General features: G+C 38.1%; 17 protein-coding genes. 2 read left to right on the forward strand and 15 right to left on the reverse strand.

Annotation, left to right across the window (positions count from 1 at the left end):
• From NPA36_RS09350 to NPA36_RS09360, 3 genes are all read right to left on the reverse strand, one after another.
• Nucleotides 1-607 (reverse strand): IS30 family transposase (locus NPA36_RS09350; protein WP_256945860.1); only part of this gene is annotated, 607 nt, incomplete at its 3' end.
• A 1,028-nt stretch (nucleotides 608-1,635) separates the two neighbouring features.
• A complete protein-coding gene (gene treR / locus NPA36_RS09355) occupies nucleotides 1,636-2,349 on the reverse strand; it encodes a trehalose operon repressor (RefSeq protein ID WP_256945861.1) in 714 nt (237 codons plus the stop codon).
• Nucleotides 2,350-2,369: 20 nt separating this feature from the next.
• Nucleotides 2,370-2,603 (reverse strand): hypothetical protein, encoded by a 234-nt coding sequence (locus tag NPA36_RS09360; RefSeq protein ID WP_256945862.1) that lies wholly within the window; start codon nucleotides 2,601-2,603, stop codon nucleotides 2,370-2,372.
• Nucleotides 2,604-3,026: 423 nt separating this feature from the next.
• Here NPA36_RS09360 and NPA36_RS09365 point away from each other — a divergent pair, with 423 nt between their 5' ends.
• Entirely contained in the window at nucleotides 3,027-3,437 is a 411-nt protein-coding gene (locus tag NPA36_RS09365) for a cupin domain-containing protein (protein WP_256945863.1), read from the forward strand.
• A 740-nt stretch (nucleotides 3,438-4,177) separates the two neighbouring features.
• Here NPA36_RS09365 and treC read toward each other — a convergent pair.
• From treC to rpmH, 12 genes are all read right to left on the reverse strand, one after another.
• Complete coding sequence (gene treC / locus NPA36_RS09370) at nucleotides 4,178-5,839, reverse strand: alpha,alpha-phosphotrehalase (protein ID WP_256945864.1); 1,662 nt, start codon at nucleotides 5,837-5,839, stop codon at nucleotides 4,178-4,180.
• A 66-nt stretch (nucleotides 5,840-5,905) separates the two neighbouring features.
• A complete protein-coding gene (gene treP, locus NPA36_RS09375; RefSeq protein WP_256945865.1) occupies nucleotides 5,906-7,336 on the reverse strand; it encodes a PTS system trehalose-specific EIIBC component in 1,431 nt (476 codons plus the stop codon).
• A 379-nt stretch (nucleotides 7,337-7,715) separates the two neighbouring features.
• Nucleotides 7,716-8,321, reverse strand: coding sequence for an ATP-binding protein (locus NPA36_RS09380; protein ID WP_256945866.1), 606 nt, complete (start codon nucleotides 8,319-8,321; stop codon nucleotides 7,716-7,718).
• A 1-nt stretch (nucleotide 8,322) separates the two neighbouring features.
• On the reverse strand, nucleotides 8,323-9,189 hold the full coding sequence (locus NPA36_RS09385; protein ID WP_256945867.1) for a class II fructose-bisphosphate aldolase: 867 nt from the start codon (nucleotides 9,187-9,189) through the stop codon (nucleotides 8,323-8,325).
• Nucleotides 9,190-9,213: 24 nt separating this feature from the next.
• Nucleotides 9,214-9,615 (reverse strand): tetratricopeptide repeat protein, encoded by a 402-nt coding sequence (locus tag NPA36_RS09390; RefSeq protein WP_256945868.1) that lies wholly within the window; start codon nucleotides 9,613-9,615, stop codon nucleotides 9,214-9,216.
• A gap of 20 nt (nucleotides 9,616-9,635) precedes the next feature.
• Complete coding sequence (locus NPA36_RS09395; RefSeq protein ID WP_256945869.1) at nucleotides 9,636-10,925, reverse strand: PTS sugar transporter subunit IIC; 1,290 nt, start codon at nucleotides 10,923-10,925, stop codon at nucleotides 9,636-9,638.
• A 20-nt stretch (nucleotides 10,926-10,945) separates the two neighbouring features.
• Nucleotides 10,946-11,251 carry a PTS sugar transporter subunit IIB gene (locus NPA36_RS09400; protein WP_256945870.1) on the reverse strand — a complete coding sequence of 102 codons (306 nt, stop codon included), beginning with the start codon at nucleotides 11,249-11,251 and terminating at the stop codon, nucleotides 10,946-10,948.
• A gap of 74 nt (nucleotides 11,252-11,325) precedes the next feature.
• Complete coding sequence (locus NPA36_RS09405) at nucleotides 11,326-13,404, reverse strand: BglG family transcription antiterminator (RefSeq protein ID WP_328516873.1); 2,079 nt, start codon at nucleotides 13,402-13,404, stop codon at nucleotides 11,326-11,328.
• 151 nt (nucleotides 13,405-13,555) lie between these two features.
• Nucleotides 13,556-14,368, reverse strand: a complete 813-nt coding sequence (gene jag, locus NPA36_RS09410) for an RNA-binding cell elongation regulator Jag/EloR (RefSeq protein WP_256945871.1) — start codon at nucleotides 14,366-14,368, stop codon at nucleotides 13,556-13,558.
• An 88-nt stretch (nucleotides 14,369-14,456) separates the two neighbouring features.
• Entirely contained in the window at nucleotides 14,457-15,287 is an 831-nt protein-coding gene (gene yidC / locus NPA36_RS09415) for a membrane protein insertase YidC (RefSeq protein ID WP_256945872.1), read from the reverse strand.
• A 15-nt stretch (nucleotides 15,288-15,302) separates the two neighbouring features.
• On the reverse strand, nucleotides 15,303-15,659 hold the full coding sequence (rnpA, locus tag NPA36_RS09420) for a ribonuclease P protein component (protein WP_256945873.1): 357 nt from the start codon (nucleotides 15,657-15,659) through the stop codon (nucleotides 15,303-15,305).
• Between the two features lie 165 nt (nucleotides 15,660-15,824).
• Complete coding sequence (rpmH, locus tag NPA36_RS09425) at nucleotides 15,825-15,959, reverse strand: 50S ribosomal protein L34 (RefSeq protein ID WP_256945874.1); 135 nt, start codon at nucleotides 15,957-15,959, stop codon at nucleotides 15,825-15,827.
• 1,576 nt (nucleotides 15,960-17,535) lie between these two features.
• Between rpmH and dnaA the strand changes: the two genes are divergently transcribed.
• Entirely contained in the window at nucleotides 17,536-18,927 is a 1,392-nt protein-coding gene (dnaA, locus tag NPA36_RS09430) for a chromosomal replication initiator protein DnaA (RefSeq protein ID WP_256945875.1), read from the forward strand.
• Nucleotides 18,928-19,103: the final 176 nt, after the last annotated feature.

Here is a 19,103-nt window from a genome sequence, read left to right on the forward strand (position 1 = left end):
CAATAACGGTATCAATCTCAAAGTGTCCAAATTCTTCACGACAATCCACTATTGCCGGTCTTTCTTCTATACTTTTTCCAAGAGATTTCCGATTTCTAGGTGCCCGTTTCTTTCTTGGACGTCCTTTTGTTTTCATCTCTAAATCAATGTTTCTAACCTCTAACCGTTGAGCATCAATATACTTATACAGTGTGGTCGTGCAGACCATTTCATCAGAGGAGAACAAGAGTTGCCGATGAACATGACCCACTACTGCATCTGGAGAAAAACCACTGGTTTTGAATTGTTCAATAAAATAAGCCAAGAAAGCTCGAACCTGGGGAAACTTCTCTTTTCGATGGCAGTTTCTGCGTTTCAGTGTATATCGGTTTTGTGCATATTCCGCATTGTACTTGGATATATAATGACTCTTCCCATTTATTTTCTTGACTTGTGTTAATTCTCCACGCTTGATTTCATTATGAATGGTCTGTGGCGCCACGCCGATTCGTTTAGCGATTTGTCGGTTTGAAATACCGTCTAGATGCCAAGCAGCAATTTTTCCTCGTTCAAGCTCCGTTAAGTGCTGACCTTTCTTGCGAAGTGTGGTAGAATTTTGATAAGTCATAGTGAAAATCTCCTTATTATTAGTTTGGTATAGTAACCCTAATAATACTTGATTTTTCACTATGATGCTTTTTTATTGTCTGGGTGGCTAAGTTGATTATAAAATTTGCGAAAAATTTCTAAATCATAAAAGAGTTCCCCAGAAATTTATCCGAAATGGGAACGGTGGCACCGCCGAAAGCCTTGGTCTTTCGGCTTAGCTGTCTACGTGGCTGTAAATCGGCTGAAGCCGAAACATCCACTGTGCGTCAGCTATGCTTTACACCGTTCTGTACGGATAAATTTCTGGGGAACTCTTTTATTTGGTTACCATTTGGACTTTTTGCCCAGCCCCTTACAAATACGTAGACAGCTAAGACCTTGAGACCAAGGCTCACGGCGGTGCCACCATTTCGATTTTTGATACAGTTGTCGGAAACTCTTTTGTTTTATTGTAATAGGGACTTATTGCCCAGTCCCAGATAACTAGATTTGAAGTACTTTTCTCATAATTCGTACTAATTTTTGGTTTTATTTCTAATATAGCGGGATTATTGGTTGAATTATGAGAAAATTCTTCTGATTTGAACATTTTACTGGGAATAGAAGTGCTCTACTCCCAGTAAACAACTAGATTTTAAGCAGTTTTCTCATAATTCATACTGTTTTTTAGTTTTATTGCTAATATAGTGGGATTATCGGTTGAATTATGAGAAAAACCTTCTGATTTGAGCATTTTACTGGGAATAGAGATACTCTACTCCCAGTAAACGACTAGATTTGAAGTACTTTTCTCATAATTCGTATTGTTTTTTAGTTTTATTGCTAATATAACAGGATTATCGGTTGAATTATGAGAAAGCCTTTCTGATTTGAGCATTTTACTGGGAGTAGAAATACTCTACTCCCAGTAATCCATTTAAGTTGGTAGAAAATTCTCATAATTCCTTATTAATTGGCTGTTTTATGAGAAAACTTTACTAATTAAAGGCTTTTCCGGAGACAAGATCTTCTCTTATCCCCGGAAACCAATTAATTTACATTTTTTTCTCACACCTTATTTCTCCTAGCAAACTCTACAAACTTAAACCTGTCCAAACGGTGGCGGCTTTCTGTGTATTGGAAGAATCTGGTGTCTTCTAGGAAGACGTCACTTCTGACGACAACCACGTGTGTATCGCTATTTAGATCCATATATTTTTTATCCTCTTTGGTCACCCTATCGACCGTGAACTCTTTTTTAGCGTAAGCTATCTGCATTCCCAGGTCGTGTTCGATGTAATCGTAGAGAGAATTTTCCATTTTCGGGGTCGGCAAGTCTTCAATAATAGAACAACGAATGTAATCTTTGTCCAAAATGATGACTTCATCATCGACTAAGCGTTGCCGGATAAGGTAAATGACCATTTCGTCTGCATCTAGTAGTCCGGCATCGACCAAAAATTTTGGCGCCGGGATTTTTTTGTTGACGACGACGATGGTTTCAGAATGAATGGCTTGGCTTTCTTGTAGCTCTTTGAAGCTGGTCAATCCTGATACTGGAAAATTATAGCGGTGAATATCCAGTACGATGGAGCCTTTTCCTTGTTGCTTTTGAATATAGCCATTTTCCAACAAGGTCAATAAAGCTTTACGCAAGGTTTCTCTGGATACGCCGTAGTCTTGCGACATTTGGTGTTCACTGGGCAAACTTTGTCCCGCAGGATAGAAGCCTGATTCAATTTTTTCCTTAATATCGAGATAAATCTCATAAAATTTATTCATAGGCTCTCCTATCCTTTAGCTTATTTTGTATCGTCTGAGTCTGGTTTAGGAAACTCCTCTAACCACTCTTTTTTAATATTCTGCTCAATCCGAGCCTTGTCACGCAAGTCTTCGTCCAATTTTGGCATCATAATAAAACTATCGCCAAAACTATCCAAGTCGTAGGCATCATCCAATAACTCGTCCTTCAATTCATTCGGAATTTCCAATTTTTCTTTTTTATTCAACTCATCTTTGTCAAAACGAATCCCCATAGCACAACACCTCTTCGTATTTTCTATACAAAGTTTACCTGACCACAATCCACTTTGTAAAGCAGTTTATGAATTCTTACAGGAAGCACAAGTTCTCGTGGAAAATGGTGCTTCGTACCTCGAGTCTCCAGTTTAGGACTCGGAAATCAAACCGGTGGCACCGCTCTGAGCCGTGGTCTCAGAGCTCACCTGTCTACGTATCTGTAATTTGGCTAAAGCCAAAACAGCTACTGTGCGCCCGGTGTGCTTTACACCGCAATTTCCGAGCCCTAAACTGGTGACTCTCTCTTGTGACTGGGAAAGCTATTTTTAATCATTAAAAACTTTTCATAAATACAAAAGATTCTCAGATTGTAATAATTATTATTTGACACCATCATTTATTATCCCTATACTTAAGGTATAGAAAAGGAGTGTGTAATTATGGAATTGAAAGATTTTGGACCAAAGCCTCTTGTGATTAACATTGAGGAAGCAACTTTGCAAAATGACAACTTTAGAACAACTCTTTGGACTGGCCCTCAAAGCCAAGTGACGCTTATGACCATCGAAGTTGGCGGCGACATCGGCTTAGAAGCTCACCACAATATTGACCAATTCTTGCGTATCGAAGAAGGCCATGCCCTCGTGCAAATGGGTGATGCTGAAGATAATCTGACTTTCAAAGAAGAAGCACATGCAGACTATGCCGTCATCGTGCCAGCTGGAAAATTCCACAACCTAACCAACATTGGTGACGTTCCATTGAAACTTTACTCTATTTATTCTCCTGCTGACCATGCATTTGGTACTGTTCACAAAACCAGAGCTGAAGCAGACTTGGAAGAACATTAATCTTAATTAAAGAAGACTTGGGCAAAGAGTTTTTTCTGCTCAAGATATTTGAGCCTCTAACTTATTTTGTAGATAAGTTAGAGGCTCTTTTTTGTTTGGAGATATTGCCTGGCTCTTAGTCAATACCAGAAGGTTTTCCTTATCGTCCGATTGAAACTATTTATGAATTATGAGAAAACATTCTAAAATTGAGCTTTAACGAGGAATAAATATGTTTTATTCCTCGTTAAAGAGCTAGATTTGTTAGGTTTTCTCATAATTCGAGCGATTTCTAGTGATTTAAGATAAAAATGAACTGATTTTTGAAGATTTATGAGAAAAAAGTCTAAAACTGATGCCTAACGAGGAATAAACATACTTTATTCCTCGTTAGAGAGCTAAATTCATTAGCTTTTCTCATAATTCGAGCGATTTCTAGTGATTTAATACAAAAATGAACTGATTTTTGAGGTATTATGAGAAATGAGGTCTTAAACCGATGTCTAACGAGGAATAAACATACTTTATTCCTCGTTAGACAGCTAAATTCATTAGATTTTCTCATAATTCGAGCGATTTCTAGTGATTTAATACAAAAATGAGCTGATTTTTGAGGAATTATGAGAAATGAGGTCTTAAACTGGTGTCTAACGAGGAATAAACATGTTTTATTCCTCGTTAGAGAGCTAATCTAGTTAACTTTTCTCATAATTCAAGCTTATAGGTGAAAAACAAGCCTGATCACTTAGCTCCGATTTTCCTTACCCGATCAACACGGCAACTGTCTCGTAAGGCCTCAAAGTCATTTGGTCGCCTACAACAAATCCGTCATAGTTGCCCAAGATGACTTGAGCTTTAGACCAGTCAAAGCCTTCATCTGTCACGTCAATCTCAGCTGCTCCGTCGTAAAAATGGTTAAGCACTAGCAAAGTCTTGCCGTCCAATTCCCGCGCGTAAGCATAGATAGACGGGTGGTCCAACTGAATGCCACGATAGGTTCCTTCTGAGATAATCGGATAAGCCTTGCGAGCCTTAATCAGCTCTTGGTAATAGCTAAACAACTTGCCGTGAGCCAACTCCTGCTCTACATTAATAGTCGGATAATTGTCTGCCACTGCCAACCAAGGTTGACCAGTCGTAAAGCCAGCATGAGTTGAGTCATCCCACTGCATTGGTGTTCTGCTGTTGTCACGAGACTTGTCCTTGATGTAGGACATAGCCGTATCGTGATCCACACCTTGTTCCCGCAACAATTTATAGGCATTATGGGTTTCAATGTCCACATAGGCATCAATGTCGTCAAAGTTAGGGTTGGTCATGCCAATCTCTTCCCCTTGGTAAATATAGGGTGTGCCGCGCAGCATATGAATGGTTTGCGCCATCATGGAAGCCGACTCAAAAGGATAGTTTTCTGGGTCGCCAAAGCGTGAGTTGGCACGAGGTTGGTCGTGGTTGTTCCAGAAAAGTGCATTCCAGCCATCCCCATCAGACATGCCCGTTTGCCATTCGTTCAAAATCCGTTTCAATTCAATAAAGTCAAATGGCATCTTGGACCATTTTTCACCGTCTTTGTAATCCACTTTCAAATGGTGGAAGCTGAAAATCATGGACAGCTCGTCACGGTCTGGGTTGGTGTACTTAACGCCGCTATCGACCGTGGTAGACGACATTTCGCCGACCGTGATAATATCTTTTTGAGCGCCAAAACTAGCGCGGTTAATCATCTGAATGTAGTCATGAACAATCGGTTTGTCCGTGTAAAGAGACTTTTCTTGCTGCGGTCCACCAGTAGAATCCACCAAAATAGGATCCTTCCCAATCACGTTCAAAACGTCAAAACGGAAGCCCTTAACCCCTTTTTCCAGCCAGAAGTTGACCACTTTCGCCAATTCCTCTCGCAAATTAGGATTTCTCCAATCCAAGTCAGCTTGTGTCACATCATAGAGGTGCAAATAATAGCGCCCCGTATCGCCAAATGGTGCCCAAGCTTCCCCACCAAATTTGGATTCCCAATTGGTTGGCAGCGAGCCATCTTCTTTAGCGTCACGAATAATATAGTAGTCTTGGTATTTTTTGTCACCAGCAAGAGCTTGTTGGAACCATTCATGGGTGATAGACGTATGGTTAAAAACCATGTCCAACATAAAATCAATTCCTGCTTCTTTTGCCACAGCCACTAATTCCTCAAAATCTTCCATAGTCCCAAACATTGGGTCAATCGACATATAATCAGTAATATCATAGCCATTATCCTTTTGCGGAGAGATATAAAAAGGATTCAGCCATACCATATCCACGCCTAACTCTTTGAGATACGGAATTTTTTCGATAATCCCTCTGATGTCCCCAATCCCATCCCCATTCGAATCTTTGAACGATTTTGGATAGAGTTGATAGATAACCTTATCTTTAAACGATGCCATTTGTTCATCCTCCTAGATTTTTATATAAGATAAGAGCACTCGTCACAAGAACGGTGCTCTTTTTTATTAGGCTTTTTTACCAGTGAAAATATTGTTTTTCTCGAAAATGATGGTTAAAACAATCGGTACAACGATAGCAATCCCCATACAGATCAAGAAGAAGACCATGGATTGTGGTTGGATTACGATGAAACCAGGAATACCACCGATACCGATATTGTTAGCTGTAACACCTGTTAAGGTAGACACGAAACCAGCAATAGAAGAACCAATCATACCAGCGATAAATGGATATACATACTTCAAGTTAATCCCAAACAAAGCAGGCTCTGTTACACCAAGATAAGCTGAAATAGCAGCTGGCACAGAGACTTGTTCTTCCTCTTCATTGCCACGGTGCAACCACCAAATAGCCGCAACAGCAGAACCTTGAGCGATATTAGACAAGGCAATCATAGGCCACAATTGTGTTCCACCAAAATCGGCAGCTAATTGTAAGTCGATTGCATTGGTCATGTGATGTAATCCAGTAATAACAAGTGGTGCATAAAGAGCACCAAAGATAGCACCAAAAATAACTTTAATCGGTCCAGTTAAGCCCCAGAATACGACAGCTGAAATCCATTGACCAATTTGCCAACCAATTGGTCCTAAAACAGTATGTGCTAGAATAACAGTTGGTATCAAAGCAAAGAACGGAACAAAAATCATGGAAATGGCATTTGGAATCCATTTACGGAGCCAAATTTCTAGATAGGAAAGGGTGAAACCGGCAAACATAGCTGGCAACACTTGAGCTTGGTAACCAATCTTGTTGATTTGGAAGAATTCAAAATCCCAGAATGGAATGGTACCTGTTTGTAGAGCTTCAGCATAGCCATAAGCGTTCAATAATTGAGGTGATACCAAACAAATCCCTAGAATAATCCCTAGAATTTGCGTTGTCCCCATACGTCTGGTCACACTCCAAGTAATTCCTACAGGTAGGAAGTGGAAGATTGCCTCACCCGGTAACCAAAGGAAGTCATTGACCCCGTTCCAGAAAACGGAACTTTGAACAATAGTTTTTCCACCAAGAAATTCGAATGGGATACTATCTAAAATATTTCTAAACCCTAAAATTAACCCTCCGACAATAATAGCTGGAATAATTGGCGCAAAAATTTCTGCTAGAACAGACATGGCTCTTTGCAAGGGATTTTGGTTTTGCTTAGCTGCGTCTTTAACTGCATCCTTTGATACACCTGACTTACCTGATACTTTTGTAAATTCGTTGTAGAAAACGGGCACATCATTCCCAACAATGACTTGGAATTGACCTGCTTGAGTAAACGTCCCCTTAACTGCAGGGATTTTTTCGATTGCTTCCACATCAGCCTTGGCTGGGTCGTTCAAAACGAATCTCATCCGCGTTGCACAGTGACTAACTGCCGCGATATTGTCCGTCCCACCGATGTGCTGCAAAAGATCTTTTGCATCTTTGTTAAAATCTGCCATCATATATCCTCCTTTTTTAACTTGTATAGACAAGTTTTTTTACTACCCTCATTATACGAAACAAACACGAGAATGCAAGCTAAAACCTAAGAATTTTTATGAAAGTTTTCCTTACATGTTAAATGATTTTATTTTCAATTGTAAGGTGTTTTCATTTTTGGGGATGATTGGAAGAGCCGCTACTCAATCAGCCGGAAATCAAAGATTCTATAAAAAATTATTTTTGGAATAAACCTTCATTTCACTACATAAATATTTAAAAAATCTCCAGCTCATCCATTGAAAATAACTGACTACTAAGCTTACTACGCTCCTTCGTCTTAATTTTCAATAGATGAGTTGGAGACTCAAATACCTTTACCCAACTCTTTTTTCTATCCTATAACTCCTGATCAATTTCTTTTAGCAACTGCTCATAGTTCACTTGAGAAAAATCAGTGACATCAACTTCTATCAGTTTACCTAAACTAAAGTCATTGTATTTCCTATCTGCAATTATGTTTGCAAATTCTTCTTTATTGATCAGATCATCTGCTTGGCTTCTATCAAGTAAACTATCTCCATCATGGTAGTGACTCATCACATGGCTTAGGTGCCGTGTCATTTCAACATCTCTAACTTTTCTCCGTTCCCATAACACATCAAATTTGGCTACTAACCGAATAGTTATTACTTGATACCCATAACTTGCTGATAGGTCTTCCAACCTACTTCGTTGTTTATCACTAAATGGATATTCTGAAACAATAACTTTTTTCCCAGCAGACATATACTGTTCCAAAATGGAATAGTAGAATTTCCACACGTCTTGTTCAAGAATGGCTTTTTCTTTCAGCGAGTTGAAACCTACTTTATCAGCATACATTTCCTTAATTTCATCTGGGGTGATTAGAAAAAAATCCGAAATGACTTGTCTCATTTTAGTGATAAGGTAGGATTTTCCAGTGGCTGGTGGTCCTGCTAATAACATAAGTGTTCGTTTCATCTTATTTTCCTAGATTTGTTGGGCTGTCTAAGTTCATGAAGAGTTTAATTTTATGTTGGACAATCTCTTTGACTTTTAAATTGGCTGGAATTACGTTATGACGGAGTGATTTGTTGACAGTTGTTTCACCGAAAGAATCTTTGGCAGACTGAGTCCAATTAACAAGTAATTCTGTGCCGACATTAAATTTTCTAATGCCATTATTGATGAGTTCAACGTAATCTTCTTCTTTTACACCTGTACCGCCATGAATAACTAAGGGTATATCTACTACGCTGTCAATTTCTTTGAGCAAAGGAATATTGACTTCAGTTTTACTTTTGAATTGTCCGTGATTAGTACCGATAGCAATTGCTAATGCATCAACACCTGTAGCCTCTACAAAGTCAACGGCATCTGAAGGTTTGGTGTACACTTTGTCATTTTCTTCCACATGAATGCCTTCCTCAGTTCCACCAATTGTTCCCAACTCACCTTCTACACTAACACCATGTTCATGAGCGTATTTAACAACTGCCTGAGTTTTCATGATGTTTTCCTTAAATGGTAAATGAGAACCATCATACATGACTGACGTATAACCACTATCGATAGCCTCTTTGATATCATCAAAATCTCTAGCATGGTCTAAATGTAAAACGACATCAACCATTTCTGTGTTGGCTATTTCTTCAACAACGGCTACCAAAACACCCATTCCAATATATTTTGCTGTATCTACACTGGTTTGAATAATAATTGGTGCTCCTAATTCCTTAGCCCCACGAATCATCTCCGGTAGCATTTCAAGATTATGGGCATTAAATGCTCCTACCGTAAAATTCAGTTTTTCTGCTTGGTTTGTTACTTCTTTTAATGTTGTATACATGGTCAGGCTCCCTTTAATTTGAATTTAATTGCTAATAGTGTTATTTCTAGCTATCTGTCTTAATTCATCCATTTTATTCATCCATTTTTCAATGCCATCACCATCACCTTTGTAGGCAGCCTCTGACCGCTTTTGATTGTAGAGAGACATTAAGGTTTTGAAGCCATCACCAATTGATGGCTTATATGAGAAGCTTTTTTCTAAAGTTGTGATAGCTAGATTTGCATCTAAATCAGCTTGAAGAACTCCAATTTCCTCATAGAGTTTAGCCAACTCTATATTATCCGAGCTTTTTTCTAAGCGAGTCAACTCTTCTTCTTTTTTTGCAATCAATTCTTGTCGTTCTAGCTTTTCTACTTCACTTAATTCCTTTTTTTCTGGAATTGGTTCTGGCTTCTTATCTTTCTTTTTGAAAAAATCAAACATGTAAGTACCTCCTTACAAGATTAGAATGCTTTTAGAAGTGGACTTAAGAACCATGCATATAGTAAGGCAGCAACAACAGTATCAACGTCTGTGGCTGTTGCATTGATAAAGCCCATACTGTTAAATATAGTTACCAACAAGGCTGGCAATAAGGTAATGAAGAATCCATGTGCAATACCACCAATAATAGCACCACGTCTACCACCAACTTGATTCCCGAAAATTCCAGCTGTTCCTCCTGCAAAGAAGTTGGTTAGCATACCAGGTAAGATCATTGCTAGTCCAAATACTGGTAGGACAAACATGGCAATGATAGAACCAATTGTTGTTGTAATAAATCCTAAGATGACTGCATTAGGACTATAGGGGAAAAATACTGGGCAATCCAAAGCAGGAATAGCGTTTGGAACAATCTTCATAGCAATTCCTCTAAATGCTGGAACAATCTCAGCTAGTAATAAACGAACCCCAGCGAGTAAGACATAAACCCCAACCACAAATTGAATAGATTGGATAAAAGCAAACATCAAATAGTTTTGTGAACCAGATAAGGTTGAGCCAAACTCAGATCCAGCAATAGCCGCTGTAATCACAAAGAGCGGAACCATAACCACCATCAGTGACAAGTAGGTATCTTGTAAGAATTCAAAGGCTTTTGGTAATTTAATATCTTCAATAGACTTTTTGTTTTCACCTTTTTCTCCAAAAATATAAGCGACACCCGCTTCAAACATATAACCAATGGTACAAAAATGTCCTAAGGCAATATCATTTGAACCAGTAACTTTTCGAATAATAGGTTGAGCAATTGCCGGCATAGCTACTGCAAATACCCCACCAACAAAACCACCGACTAAGATTAAGACGAAACCACGTAGACCTGCAAAATAGCCAAAAACTGTTGTCATGGTTGCCATCCATAAGATTGCTTGACCAGTTAGGAAGATGTATTTCCATTTTGTAAATCGTGCAATGATAATATTAAAGATGAAGATAGCCAGGAAGGTTAAGGCAATATCACTCCCTAGACCAAGCTGGTTCATTGCTTGACCATTAATAGCTTCTATAGAAGGAATAATCCCTTGCATAGCGAAACCTTCTGTAAAAATCTGACCAAAATAGATTAGACTTCCGACAATAATTCCTGAACCAGCACTTAATACCTGAAATCCAAGTAAGGTTTTAAACGTACCCGTAATAATCTGGCCAAAGGATTTTTTCTGAAGTGCCAAACCGAGTAATGCAATTAAACTAATGGTGATTGAAGCTTCTGTTAAAATGTTATCGATAATAAAATTAATAATATCCATTTCCTTACCCCTCCAAATGTTTAGATAATTTCCATTTCTTTTAGAATTGGTGTAATTTTTTCTTCAATTTCTACTTTTGACACAATATTTTTCAAATAGACAAGCTTTGTTTTCGATTCATCGATTGAATATTTTTCAAATTGTGAACGAAAATTTTCTGCAGTAATAATCAAATCAGCTTTCATCGATACTGCTGATGAGATATCTGTATGTTCTAGATTAGCATCTACCCCTAGTTTGTTTAACACATCTTCCGTTGACATTTGTGCAGCAAAGCTACTTCCTAAGCCAGCACCACAGACAAATAATATTGTTATATTCTTCATTACTTTTCCTCTTTTCCTTTTTTTCACTCTTTGAGTGTCTTGCAACAATCACCTCCAATTTGAGATGTGCCTTCTTACATTTGGTACAAAATCTTTTGAAACTCTTCTTTACTAGTTGCTTCTGTCAATTTTTGCACTTTTTCCTCATCATGAATGAGCTCAATCAAGTTCTTCATAATATTCAAATGAGAATAGCTATCGACTGCTGCTAGACAAAAGATAATTTTTACTGGGTCATTTCCATCATGACCAAATTCGATTGGTTCTTTCAATGTCAACACACTTACTCCTAATTTATTCACTCCCTCCTCTGGTCTAGCATGGGCTAATGCCAAGTGTTTTCCTATTACGATATAAGGGCCATATTCTTTTACAGAATCGATCATGGCAGTAATGTATCGTGGTTCAATAACTTGTGATGTTACTAACGGCTTAGCGACTTCTTCGATTGCCTCCTCCCAATTAGTAGCAGGAACATTTAAACGTATTCCTGATTCACTTAATACATCTTCTAGCATAGGCTGTATCTCCTCTTGATTAATTTTGAGCTGGTGATTTGTAAACGTTTGGACAACTTTTTGGTAAATATCCCCGCTTACTTGACCACCACTCTGTTCGATAATAGTCAATATTGAAAATAGTAAGTTTGTTCCATTTCTGGGTTTATTAATCACTCTTCGTAGATGTCGGTGTTCCGTTAAATACTGATTGATACGGATTTTATCTTGTTCAAGTAAGATAGGATTTAATAATAAGGTCGGTAATATAACTTCTTCCAATCGAACAGTAGAAAATACTAGATCGACATCTAATTTTTTTAGTACTGATAATTCCCTTGAACTCAGCACTGCAATGACTTCAATATTGAACAACTCTTTTAAGTTTTCTGCCAATAAATGAGCAGTAGCTGTTCCATGATTGCAAATGACTGCAATCTTGTAGATATATTCTAATTCTTGATTGATACGACTTTCGGAAGTGGAAAAATATATGGTTAAAAAGGCAATTTCATCCAATGTTATTTTTTGTCTGGCCACTTCTTCAATTGCTGGTGCAAACCTGACAACTGAGTCATAGATTTCTGGGTAATTACTAGCAATGTTGTCCTTGAGTGGATTGATAACTTGAACATTGGTTTTCATTCGGTGCAGTAAGCCTGTTAGGTGTTTATATAATCCTTCATAAAGAAGTTCTTCCCTACGACTAAAAGGAATTTTTGTTTCCTTCTCAACATGTTGGATAAGTTGAAGGGTTAATAACTGAGCCTGAACCCATTCAATGGAGTTTGTCATATCCTTTTTATTGAAGCTTTCTAATATGAACGATAAATATTTTCTTTCATTTTGAGAACAGTCTAGATTGAAATCTAAGATCACTTTATCTACAAAATGAAGCATTTCTGATTCATTTATCATGGCATCATCTGATAACGTATTGGCTATTGTATTTCCTAAACTTAAACGACTTATCCAAATTGATGTAAATAATAGTATTTGCTTGCGATAAACATTCTCTTCTCTGGAAGAAATCATTTGATCGTAAATCATGTCTAATTGGTAAAAGGTTTGTCGTGGCATATAAGTAAATAAAATTTTGTCAAAAATACTTTCATCAACTTCATCCAGTTGATAATCGGTAACACCAAGAAATTTTACAATAATGTCATACAGCATTGTTCTAACGGTTCGTTCTACGCCACTTAAAACAATGCCTTGTTTTGGAATAGAAACAACATCAATATTGTATTGTCTCAATAGATAACGGACACGTCTCATATCATCATCCATGGTACTTTTTGAAACCTGATATTCTATTTCTTTTTCATATACATACATTGGCTTTTGACCAAGACCACTAGCTAAAATAAGATCAAATTGTCTTTCTTCTGGTGTTAAATAGATTGAATCTCTTAGATTTTCAATAGTGGTTAATAATTCTTCTTTTTGTTTCTTATTAACCACTAACCTTAATCCCTTACCTCGGATAGTTTTGATTGGCTCAAGGTCTTGTTGTTGTAGGAACGTGTTTATTTCGTTGACTTCATTTCTAAGTGTTCGACTACTGACTTGAAACTCTTTGGATAGCAATTCAAAAGTGATTTCATCTTGATGATTAATAAAAAACTTGATGATCTGAATTGTTCGCTCCCTCATTTCTTCACCTCCGATGATTTCATTATATAGTTGATTAAAAAAATATATCAGTAGAGATTGTTGCCATATAAGTTTGCAAGAATGTAAGCGTTATTTATTTTTTCCAACAAAAAAACACCAACCAATCAACCGATTAGCTGGTGTCATAAATTTATTCTGCAATCTCAACCACCAAATAACGGTGAGGTTCTTTTCCTTCTGAATGGGTTGAAATGCGTTTGTTTTGACTAAGGTGTGCGTGAATTTGTTTGCGTTCATAGGCTGGTAGTGGTTCTAAGAAAACAGGTTGTTTGGTTCTTAGTACTTTGCTGGCAGTACGGTTGGCAATATCTTTTAGAATATCGCTTCTGCGTTGACGGTAGTCACCCACGTCAACTAAGACTGAAATCCGTCCACGAACATAACGTTGAACCAATACTTGCGTCAAACTTTGTAGTGAGTTAACGATTTTACCATGTTTTCCGATCAGTAAGCCTGGTTTGTCGCTTTCGAGTCTGAAAACTACGCTACCTTTTTCTTCTTCAATAGTTACTGTAGCAGGAGCCCCGTAAACATTAGCAATATCTTCCAAGTAACGGCTAGTAACAAGAAGTGCTTCTTGGTAGCCACCAGAAATTTCTGCTGGACGTTCGTGATCGGTGTCTTCCTCGTCCTCTTCTTCCTCGTCTAGTTCAACGATTTCTTCTTCAAGGTCAAGCTCTTGGCTTTCTTCGGCAGCAGCAACAATCTGGTCAACGGCGTCTTGCGTGACTTCCATGGTTAAGTCGCTAGCTTCTTCGATAGGCAAGTCTTCTTTCAAACGCAGCTCAACCACCGCATTCTTCTTCCAAAAACCAAAAATTCCCTTTTTTGCATCCGAAATAACTGTAATATCCACTTCATTTGCTTGTGCATTCAACTGATTCAAGCCTTTTTGAATGGCCTTATCCACAGTCGTATCACTAATCCTAATTAAGTTCGACATCCTATTCATCCTTTCAAATGACCATATTCCATACCATATGGTTGTTCTTTAGGCTAATTATAACGAAATCTTAGCCAAGTACCTAATCCTAGCGTTTATTGCGTTTCTTTCTCGGCTGACGAGCTTTTTCCAGCGCTCTCTTGCGTTGACGTTCTGCTTCAGCCAATGCTTCTTGTTCTGCTTGGAATTTAAATGGATTGTTCATTAACAGTGTTTGTGCAGCAGAGAAGATATTTCCGACTACCCAGTAAAGCGCCAAGGCACTAGGTAAGGAGAGAGAAATAAAGAAAATCATGGCTGGCATAAAGTAAAGCATCAACTTACCTGCACCACCAGTATCTTGCATTTTCATGGTCAACCAGCTAGTCAGGAAAGTAAAGACAGCTGCTAAGAATGGCAATACAAAATATGGATCTGGAGAACCTAAGTGCAACCATAAGAAAGTTCCAGTTTTTAAGACTTCTGTACGGCTGATAGCTTGGTACAAGGCGATCATGACGGGCATTTGCACCAATAAAGGCAAGCAACCTGCATATTGATTAACGCCTTCTCGTTGGTAAAGAGCATTGATTTCCTCTTGCAATCTAGCTTGAGTTTCACGGTCCCTAGAGCTATATTGCTCACGCAACTGCTTAATTTTTGGTTGTAAAATGGCGGTTGCACGAGTTGTTTTGTATTGGAAATACATAAGCGGTAACATGACGATTCTGGTGATAATGGTAAAGATGATAATCCCCATACCATAAGAACTACCAAAAATTTCTGATAACCAAACAATAAATTGAGAAAAATTATAAATAATGCCTTTGTCCCAGAAACCTGTGCTGGCTTCTGTGATTGGTGAGGTAGAACACGCTGCTAAGAACAAGGATAAACTTGCAATGAGCAATGTCAGCTTAGTACGCTTCTTATTTTTCAATGAAAACCCTACTTTCTATTCAATTTCAAATTCTTTTGGTAATAATTTTGCCAATTTTAAAACATGGACCAAACTTTTTTTGATGTCATGAAAGGACATCTCTGCCACTGGTTTGCGGGCAATAATTACAAAATCAACTTCCGGACTAAGATGAGCCTTCAACTCAAAGAGAGATTGACGAATGCGTCGCTTAATAAAATTCCGTTTGACAGCATTTCCAAGTTTTTTTCCTACTGACAAGCCCACTCGAAAGTGTTTTTGCTGTGCTTTAGGATAGACATAGACCACAAACTGGCGGTTAGCCGTTGAGTGTCCCTGCCGGAAGACTAATTGGAAATCTTTTTCTCGTTTAACTCTATAGGACTTCTTCATCGTTGGGGTCACCTAATCCATTACTAAACTTCATTTTTAACTACTTCCTTATTCTACTATAGTTATGATAGAAGAGAAAGCTGTTTTTACTAGCAAACATGTCCAAGTTACTTGTCGTTTGCTAGATTTTTTTGAAAAAAAAAGACCACTGAGACGGTCAGTGATCTAGGCTGATAATACTTTTCTGCCTTTGCGGCGTCTGCTTGCAATAACTCTACGGCCATTTTTTGTGCTCATACGTTTACGGAATCCATGAACTTTTTGACGTTTACGTTTTTTAGGTTGGTATGTTCTTTTCATATCTCTTGCACCTCCATCTTTCATCTATCTCTATCTATCAGACAGTCTCGTATATTATATGGAAAACAATACGACTTGTCAAGATTAAAATCGTGCTGTATCTACCACTTGCCTATAATAGCACAAATATAAAGTAAAAAAAATGCTTTTTTGATATATTTTCAAAAAATGAGTGTTTTTCTTACTTTCACTACACAGTTTCCAGATAAGTGATCAGAAATGAGAACGGTGGCACCGCTGTAAGCCAAGGTCTTCCAGCTTAGCTGTCTACGTGGCTGTAATCGGCTGAAGCCGAACATCCACTGTGCGCCAACTATGCTTTACACCGTTATTTCGGACCACTTATCTGAAAACTCTTCCGTGACTTAAATATTTGTTTTATTTAGGACCTATTACTCAATTTCAAACAAATAAATTCTGCTTCTAACCCACAAACTAGTTTCCGAGAAATATATCAGAAATCGAAACGGTGGCACCACCGTGAGCCTCGGTCTCACGGTTTAGCTGTCTACGTATCTGTAATTCGGCTAAAGCCGAAACAGCTACAGTGCGCCAACTATGCTTTACACCGTTATTTCGGATATATTTCTCGGAAATTAGTTTGTTTTGTAATAATGCTAACTCCTTACCCTATTCCAAAAATGAATTTTTAGAAAGACCTTCTCTATTAAACGTTGAATAATTTACGAAGACAAATTAAATTAAGCCTACTTTTCTCATAATCTCAGCTGAAACAGTGAACAAAATATAGTTTGGAATTTAAACAAAAAGTTTCCACATATGGTATCAAAAAAAAGGGTGAATAGCATAGCTGACACACAGTAGTTGTTGGGGCTGGGCAAAAAGTTCCTGTTCCTATTTAAACAAAAGAGTTTTGCGAAAACCTTACCAGAAATAACGGTGTAAAACATAAATGTTGGGAGCTAAATAATAAGTCCTTGCAACAACAGAACAAACTAGTTTCCAAAAAATGTATCAGAAATAATGGTGAATCAGCATAGCTGACGCACAGTAGCTGTTTCGGCTTTAGCCGAATTACAGATACGTAGACAGCTAAGCCGTGAGACCAAGGCTCACGGCGGTGCCACCATTCTCATTTCTGATACATTTTTTGGAAACTAGTTTGTGGGTTAGAAAAATATTTTTTTACTAACTTTTTGCCTCCAACTCGAAAACTTATCCACATGCCTGTGTTTAAGCTTTTTTAGCTGGACTACTATGCACAGGAAATTCACAACTTTTCAACTGAAACACAACTTGTTAATTATACCTGTTTATAGCTTTGCAACTATGTGGATAAGTTTTATGAAAACAAGTGGAAAGAGACTTTTAAGCCCTTCTTATCGACTTATTTTTGTGGATAAGTTTGTGGATTGCTTTTGACTTATCCACGGTTTCCATCAAATTGTGGATAAACTTGTTCTATTGTGTGGATAAGTTATCACATTTCAATGACAAACCGCTTTCTTGATTGAAATTTTGTGGAAAACTTTCTATAAGAATGCTAGAATAAATAGAATGCAATATCTGTTAGAGAATAGTTTTACTACCATATTATTAATAGGAGGTGAATCGTATGAATGAATTACAGACTCTTTGGAGCAAGATTACAGAACATTTTGAACAGACTATGGCACAAACTTCCTATAAATACTGGGTTAGCAACGTCATCCCCTTGCAATTGCAAAACAATGAGTTGTCTATTGAAGTACCAACTGAACTCCATAAGACCTATTGGGAGGAGCAATTAGTTTCTGATATTATCCCTATCACTTATGCCTATCTGCGCTCGCCACTTAGTCTAGTCTTTTACATTCATGGACAAGGAACGGCAGAAACCCATGCTCCTTACAACTATGGTCAAGAAACACCAAACACGTCATCTAGACCAAATGCCTATTCAGAGCAAAATATTTCTTCCACACCAAGCAGAAGTTCCGAAGACGATTCTAAGTTAAATCCAAAATACACCTTTGATACCTTTATCATCGGAAAAGGCAGCCAAATGGCGCATGCTGCAGCCTTGGTCGTTTCTGAAACACCTGGCGTAGTCTACAATCCGCTCTTCTTTTATGGTGGCGTTGGACTGGGCAAGACTCATCTGATGCAGGCAATTGGGAACCACTACAAAGCGTTGAATCCACAGGCACGAGTTCAGTATGTAACCAGCGAAACCTTTACCAATGACCTCATCAAGTCCATTTCCAATAATTCTCAAGAGGAGTTACGGGAAAAATATCGGAAAGTTGACCTCTTGTTGGTGGATGACATTCAATTCTTTGCCAATAAGGAGGCTACTCAGGAAGAATTTTTCCACACCTTTAACGAGCTATATTTGAATGGAAAGCAAATTGTTTTAACCAGTGACCGGCAGCCAACTGAGATTAAATCCTTGCAAGAGCGCTTGGTTTCTCGTTTCGTCTCTGGCTTACCGGTGGACATTACCCCACCTGATTTGGAAACACGGATTGCCATTTTGTCCAAAAAGGCTGAAGCCATTGGCATTGATATTACCAGCGAAACCTTGTCCTACATTGCCGGCCAAATCGATTCCAACGTACGAGAATTGGAAGGTGCCTTGGTACGTGTTCAGGCTTATTCGGTCACACAAGGAGAAGATATTTCGACTAATTTAGCAGCAGATGCTTTAAAATCTTACTTGCCAAATAATAAAGCGCGCATTATTTCGATCTATGATATCCAGCAGGAAGTTGCCAAACATTATGGCATCACTATTGAAGATTTGAAGGGCAAAAAGAGAACCAAGCAAATCGTTGAGCCACGTCAGATTGCCATGTACCTATCACGTGAGCTGACCAATGTTTCTCTACCAAAAATTGGTTTTGAATTCGGTGGTAAGGATCACTCAACTGTGATTCATGCTTACGATAAGATTGCCGAATCCATCAAGGAGGACCAAGCAATCCTTGACGCGACCCAGGCTTTGATCAAAAAATTAAGTCATTAAGCTGTGGATAAGTCCTATAAAAAGTTAACACTTATGCACAGACTTTTCCAGTCTATGAAAACAAGTCTGCCTAAGCGTTAGCTCTGTTTTCCACAGAATGCACAGGCCCTACTACTGTTACTATTTTTTATTATTAATTAAATGAAATATATCATCGTCATTTGTCATTCCAAAGG

The sequence above is a fragment of the Granulicatella seriolae genome, from assembly GCF_024543085.1.
In the GTDB taxonomy this organism is placed as follows: Bacteria; Bacillota; Bacilli; order Lactobacillales; family Aerococcaceae; genus Granulicatella; species Granulicatella seriolae.